The sequence below is a fragment of the Komagataeibacter kakiaceti JCM 25156 genome, from assembly GCF_000613305.1.
In genome coordinates this window covers 1-6,129 of the sequence record NZ_BAIO01000119.1, presented here as the reverse complement: position 1 = coordinate 6,129, position 6,129 = coordinate 1, and the positions used below count along the sequence as shown (strand labels likewise).

General features: G+C 59.7%; 5 protein-coding genes and 1 pseudogene. 5 read left to right on the top strand and 1 reads right to left on the bottom strand.

Translation table 11 applies throughout. The features are described from left to right. Both JCM25156_RS22740 and JCM25156_RS08360 read left to right on the top strand, forming a co-directional pair. A pseudogene (locus JCM25156_RS22740) lies at positions 1–522 on the top strand (TonB family protein); the annotation flags it as partial. 155 nt (positions 523–677) lie between these two features. Then, complete coding sequence (locus JCM25156_RS08360) at positions 678–1,073, top strand: transcriptional repressor (protein WP_242402553.1); 396 nt, start codon at positions 678–680, stop codon at positions 1,071–1,073. Between the two features lie 143 nt (positions 1,074–1,216). Here the strand turns inward: JCM25156_RS08360 and JCM25156_RS08355 are convergent, their stop codons facing one another. After that, complete coding sequence (locus tag JCM25156_RS08355; RefSeq protein WP_025812753.1) at positions 1,217–1,822, bottom strand: biliverdin-producing heme oxygenase; 606 nt, start codon at positions 1,820–1,822, stop codon at positions 1,217–1,219. 237 nt (positions 1,823–2,059) lie between these two features. Here JCM25156_RS08355 and JCM25156_RS08350 point away from each other — a divergent pair, with 237 nt between their 5' ends. From JCM25156_RS08350 to JCM25156_RS22735, 3 genes are all read left to right on the top strand, one after another. Then, entirely contained in the window at positions 2,060–4,336 is a 2,277-nt protein-coding gene (locus tag JCM25156_RS08350; RefSeq protein ID WP_148299362.1) for a TonB-dependent hemoglobin/transferrin/lactoferrin family receptor, read from the top strand. A gap of 29 nt (positions 4,337–4,365) precedes the next feature. Continuing rightward, positions 4,366–5,265, top strand: a complete 900-nt coding sequence (locus JCM25156_RS08345) for a heme/hemin ABC transporter substrate-binding protein (protein ID WP_084296488.1) — start codon at positions 4,366–4,368, stop codon at positions 5,263–5,265. Beyond that, on the top strand, positions 5,262–6,129 hold an 868-nt coding region (locus tag JCM25156_RS22735), incomplete at its 3' end, for a FecCD family ABC transporter permease (RefSeq protein WP_051577505.1). The genes JCM25156_RS08345 and JCM25156_RS22735, both read left to right, overlap by 4 nt.

Sequence of the window (6,129 nt, the reverse complement as noted above, 5' to 3'; positions counted from 1 at the left end):
AGATCACGGCCCCGCCGTCGCCCGCGCCCAATCGCAGCCCGTCGCCGCAAGCCCGAGAAGCCGCGCAAGATCGTCAGGAAGAGCAAGCCGGTGCCAATGCTCAAAAAGCCGATCCCGGACAAAACGCCGCCCGCCGAGGCCACAACCGCACCGCCCTCCACAGAAGCGCCACCGGCGCCGACACAGGCCGCCCCCGCTCCCGGTTCGTCATCGGCCCATGCGTCGCATGACCCGGTGACCTGGCAGGGCGCGCTGCTGGCGCAGCTTGAAAAGTTCAAGCGCTACCCATCCGACGCCATGGCCGACCATCAGGAAGGCGTGCCCACCGTGACCTTCTCCATGGACCGCAAGGGTCATGTGCTTTCAGTGACGCTGGCGAGCAGTTCCGGTCATGCGCTGCTGGACCAGGAAGCCATAGCGCTCCCCAAACGCGCCCAGCCGCTACCCATCCCGCCGGACAGTATCGCAGGCGAACTCATCACACTCACGGTTCCGGTGGAATTCTATCTCCACCACAACTGATCATTAATGGATAACAAGAGGGGGGGTAGCAGATGCCCGTATTCTTGAACCGTCGCCGCGCTGGGCGTGATGTCAATGGAATTCGCCCTGGCATGGGCGCGAACCCTAACGCAGTCCGGCGGCTCGAAGCGCGCTGCCAGAAAGCATGCGTCAGGATGACCAACCTGCGTCGTGTCCTGCTACATGGGATCGTCGAGGCCGGTCCAGGCATGACGGCCACCGAAATATGGCGCACGCTGGGGCGAATGATGCAGGATCGCGCGCCCAGCCTGGCTTCCATTCAGCGTAACCTGAACCTGTTTGTTGCGCATGGTATCGTGCGACGCGACGTGTCTTCCGACCGTATCCTGCGTTACCGTATTGCCCCTGCCCGCACAGGCAGGATTGCAATCACCTTTGTCGAAGCGGACACGGGACGGACAATTCCCTGTAACGCCCCTGGGATTGCCAGTCTGCTGCGACAACTGGCTGCCCAATACGGGCTGGCCGTGCAGGGCGCATCCATTACCGTTTCAACCACGCACCCAAACGCTACCGACATCTTGCCGTAGCAACAGAACAAAGCCACGAATTGGCAGGGCCACTGTGCGGGCACCCGCCGGAAGCATTGGCGCACTATTCATACCTGATCCACGTGAGCCCGTCAGCGGCAGGGGCGTGACCAGGCCGCTGTCAGGCACGTGTCCATATGCACTCAGGAAGATGTCGCGGCAGTCCTGATTTCATCTTGTGATGCAGGAACAAACGATTTCATACGGGCGTAACTTTCGCGCGCACCATGAATAAAGCGTTCGGCATCCAGTCGCGCATTGTCAATTGCATCACGAAACGCCGTCCAGGAAATCCCGCGTCCCATCGGGTCTGGCGCCAGATGACGCGCGCCGAAACTGGCACCATCCCCCATTTTATCAACGAGCCTGATCAGGATGTTGGCCCCGAGCTTGGAGCCTTCCGCTACGTAAAGCCATCCGAGGGCGGTCGAGGGATCGGGAACAGCTACAGACATGCGCGGGGCAGGGAAGCCGATACCCAGATCCTCCATATCCGCACTCACCTGCCGGAACCTGTTTCTTGCCGCCAGATCGGGCACGATACGGGCAAGATCCTGACGGCTGTAAAGCGGGTCCAGATCCCGATGAAAAAGATACTGCATCAGCACAAAATCCCGATAGCCCGCAGCATCCGTAAACATGCCACGGGACATGACGATACGATTGAGATCATCATGGATATGGTGGGTCGCTTCACGTACCTGGGATGAAAGAGGCGTACGGACGTTTCCATCATTCAGAAGGGCCATGTTTTTATTCCCGTTACAATTTTATACTTAACAGATAGTGGCCTGATTCCTGTTTTTGACATGAACCGGCCGCCGTAATCTGGCACTTCTTACGAATAATGCAACTAAGAATCAGGCGCAACAAATTCCTTGCTGCCGCCTAGTTTGTGGCGTTATCGTGACGATAATGATTATCATTATCGGTGGTGAATAATGAACAAGTCCCCCCTCGCGCGACGACCGGCGTGCCGTTGCCGCATGCTGGCCACCACGGCCCTTGCCTGTATCTGGCTGACCCCCGCTTTTGCCGCATCACAGGAAATCCAGGCGCAAATCCCTGGAAAAACGGCGAAAAAAACGGCTTCCACGCCAGCACAGGTATCCCTCTCCCCCGCTGATCCCATCAAGCTTTCTCCGGTCAAGGTGCAGGGCAGCACGGACATCATCGACCTGATGAAATTTGATCCGGACAAGGATCATAGCGAAGTGGGCAAACCGGCAGTCCTGACGACCACCACAACCTACAAGACCTTCCGTGACCGGCAGATTGACAGTCTGGAGGATTATTCGCGGCGCGTGGATGCCGCCGTCAATTACAGTAACGGAAATTCCAGCATCAATATTCGTGGCCTGGACCAGAACCGGATCCTGACAACGATTGATGGCGTGCGCATGCCATGGGCCAATGATGGCGCCTATGCCGGCAGCTTCAATACCGCGCAGGGCGGGGTAGGGGACTTTGACTTCAATTCGCTGGGGGCGATTGATGTCGTCAAAAGCGCTGATTCCAGCTTTTTTGGCACCGGGTCACTTGGCGGCGTGATTGCCCTGCGCACGCTGGACCCGGAAGACATTCTCAAACCCGGAAAGAATTTCGGTGGCCTGACCAAACTGACCTATAATGGCGCAAGCGAGGCCGCACTCCTCAATCAGGCTTTTGCCGCACGCTACAAGAACACGGTATTCCTGCTGCAGGGCGGCTACCAGAATGGTAGCGAAACCGGCAACCGTGGCGATACGGGTGGGTATGGCCGGACCCGGACCATGCAGAACCCGGCCTCCTATCAGGTCGGCAATTTCCTAGGCAAGGTCCGGCATTATTTTGCAGGCGGCCACCGGATCGGCCTGACCGGGGAGTGGTATGACCGCAATTATAACGAGGAAACCAAGACGTCCGAAACCACGGCAACCGACCGCTACCACACCCGCAGCGAAAACCAGCGGTCCCGCGTTTCCGCCAATTATGACTATCAGGCCGACAGCCCGACCGCACTGTTCAGTGAGGCGCATTTTCTGGCCTACTGGCAGAGCATCAAGACCGATACCGACATCACCAACCGGGATTCCGCCAACGCATCCACCTACACCCACGAACATCTCAGCCTGCCCGTGCAGTCCTATGGTGTTACAGGTTCGGCAACAAACAACATCTTTACCGGACCGCTGCACCACAAGATTACTTATGGCGGCGAAGTCTTCCTGACCGATACCTACCAGACCCAGACCGGCCAGCAGGCGGTTTCCAGCCCGTATCTGCATGACAATTTTTCCGACATGCCCAAGGTCCATGGCACGGATATGGGGGCCATCGTTCAGGACCGCATCGGCATTGGCCGCAATGAATGGTTCCATATCACGCCGGGATTCCGCTTTGATTACTTCCAGCGCGACCCGCACAATACCACATCCTACATGGCCAATGCGGGTTATGGCGGCCTGCCACATGGTGCGCACGGTTCCCATTTCTCGCCCAAGGTTCTGGTGGAAGCGCGCGTAGCCCATGACCTGACGCTATATGGACAATATTCCGAAGCCTACCGCGCGCCATCGGCTACGGAAGAATATCTGAACTACAGCACCCCGCCATTCTATCAGGTCAGCGGCAACCCGAACCTCAAGCCTGAAAGCAGCAGGGGGTGGGAAGTCGGCATGAAATACGGCAACTCCGAACGCGGCGCCAATATCTCGTTCTATGATAATCACTACCACAACTTCATTGACATGGAGGGGGTCAGCGGCTGCTCGGGGTATTACCTGTGTTACGGCTACACGAATCTTGCACATGTGCGCATCTATGGGGTGGAGGCGAGCGTCAACTGGGCGTTTGACCGGCACTGGCATGCCTGGGGTTCGTTTGCCTATGCCGATGGGCGCGATACGGACATGAACTTCCATCTCAGTTCGGTCGCACCTTTCCGTGGCATCATCGGCTTTGGCTACAAGAGGGATAACTGGGGCAGCGACCTTTCGGGCACATTTGCCACTTCACGTGATGACGCCAAATACCTGACCACCACCGGATCGCTAAAAGACCAGTGGAAAACGCCGGGCTACGTTATTTTTGACCTGACAGGCTGGTACAGCCCCAAATTCTACCGCCCGCTGCGCATACAGGCGGGCATGTACAACATCTTTGACAAGGCTTACTACAACGCCGCCTCGCTGCCATACGGGCAGTCGTCCAGTTCGCTTTCGGAGCGGTACTACACGCAACCCGGCCGCTCCTTCAAGGTAACTGCAAGGATCGAATTCTGATGGTGAATGAACCCGCAGGCCACGGCCGGATGAAAATGGGTCGCCGGATGTTTGCCTGCCTGCTGGCGGGCAGCATGCTGACCATGCCACGCCCCGGGTGGAGCGCTGAAGAGGGCACGGTGACCGACTGCCGGGGCCGACACGTAAAAATTGGCCCCGCAAGGCGCATTGCCAGTATCGGCGGCACCATTACCGAAACCCTGTACGCACTGGGGGCGCAGGACCGCATCATCGCGGTCGATATCACCTCCACATGGCCCGAACAGGCTCTGCATGAGAAGAAATCCGTGGGGTACATGCGCGCCCTGTCCGCCGAGGGCATCCTGTCGCTCCAGCCGGACCTGATTTTGGCCATGAACGATTGCGGGCCGCCGCCAGTTCTGGACCAGTTGATGGCGTCCACTGTTCCGGTTGTGTTTGTTGATGCCACACCGTCCGAGAATGCCATTGTCGCACGTACGCGCTTTCTGGCCAGTCTTCTGGATGCACAAACGGCAGGGGCACAGCTATGTGCGGACATATCGCAGCATTTCGACATGCTGACGCAGTGGCGCACCGCACACCCGACGACAAAGCGGGTGCTGTTCGTCATGCGCATGAGCAATAACCGCCCGATGGTCGCGGGCACGGGTACGGCGGCAGATGCCGTGATCCGCCTTGCTGGTGGCACCAATCCTGCTGCATTCGGAGGCTACAAGATACTGGATCAGGAAGCCCTGATCGGCCTGCGGCCCGATGCGGTCTTGACCATGGAACAGGATGCCCCGCAGGTCCGCGCGGCCCTGCTGGGCAATGCGGGTTTCAGGCTGACACCGGCAGGCAGAAATCAGGCAATCATCGCCATGGAGGGCGAACGCCTGCTTGGCTTTGGTCCCCGCACGCCCGATGCGGCACTGGAACTGGCCCGCCGCCTGGACACGTCCACATGACACGGGACATATCATGCGCGCCCTGGCTTCTGGCGCTGCTGGCCGCCCTGCTGGTGATGACCGCGCTGTTCGCCCTTGATACAGGGGCAACGACGGTCCACCTGCACGATCTGTGGCATCCCGCCACTGATGTAACGGGACAGGCGGCGCAACTTGTACTGCGGGACATCCGCGCGCCCCGCATTGTCATGGCCTGCCTGACCGGGGCGGCGCTGGCGGTTGCGGGCACGATCATGCAGGGGCTGTTCCGCAACCCGCTGGCCGATCCGGGGCTGGCGGGGGTATCATCTGCCGCAGCCCTCGCCACCGCCTGCATCATCGTGCTGGGTGGTTCAGGGTCATGGGTGTCTTGGCTGGGCAGGTGGGCCATTCCCTGCGCGGGTATTGCCGGCAGCTTCACGGGCATGGGGCTGCTCTATCTTTTTGCCACGCGTGGTGGCGTAACATCCATGACCGCAATGCTGCTGGCCGGTGTGGCCTTTGGCGCGTTTTCCGGCGCGCTGACCGGCGTGCTGATCTTCCGGGCGAACGACGCGGCTGCGGGATCTGACATTCTGGACAATGGGCAGCTTTTCAGGGGCAACGTGGGGAGCATTGGCCTGCTGCTGCCGTTCCTGCTGGTCGCCGGTGGCCTTGCGGCCTATCTGGCCGCGCCACTGAACGCCATGCTGCTTAATGAACATAATGCACACCTGATGGGCTACCCGGTCGAACGGATCAAAAGCCTGTCGATGCTGGCCGTGGCCTGCGCTACGGGGCCAGCCGTGTCCCTGGTGGGGGCGATCGGGTTCGTGGGGGTGGTCGTGCCGCATCTGGTGCGGCTTGTAGTGGGGCCTGACCACAGGATCGTACTGCCAGCGAGCG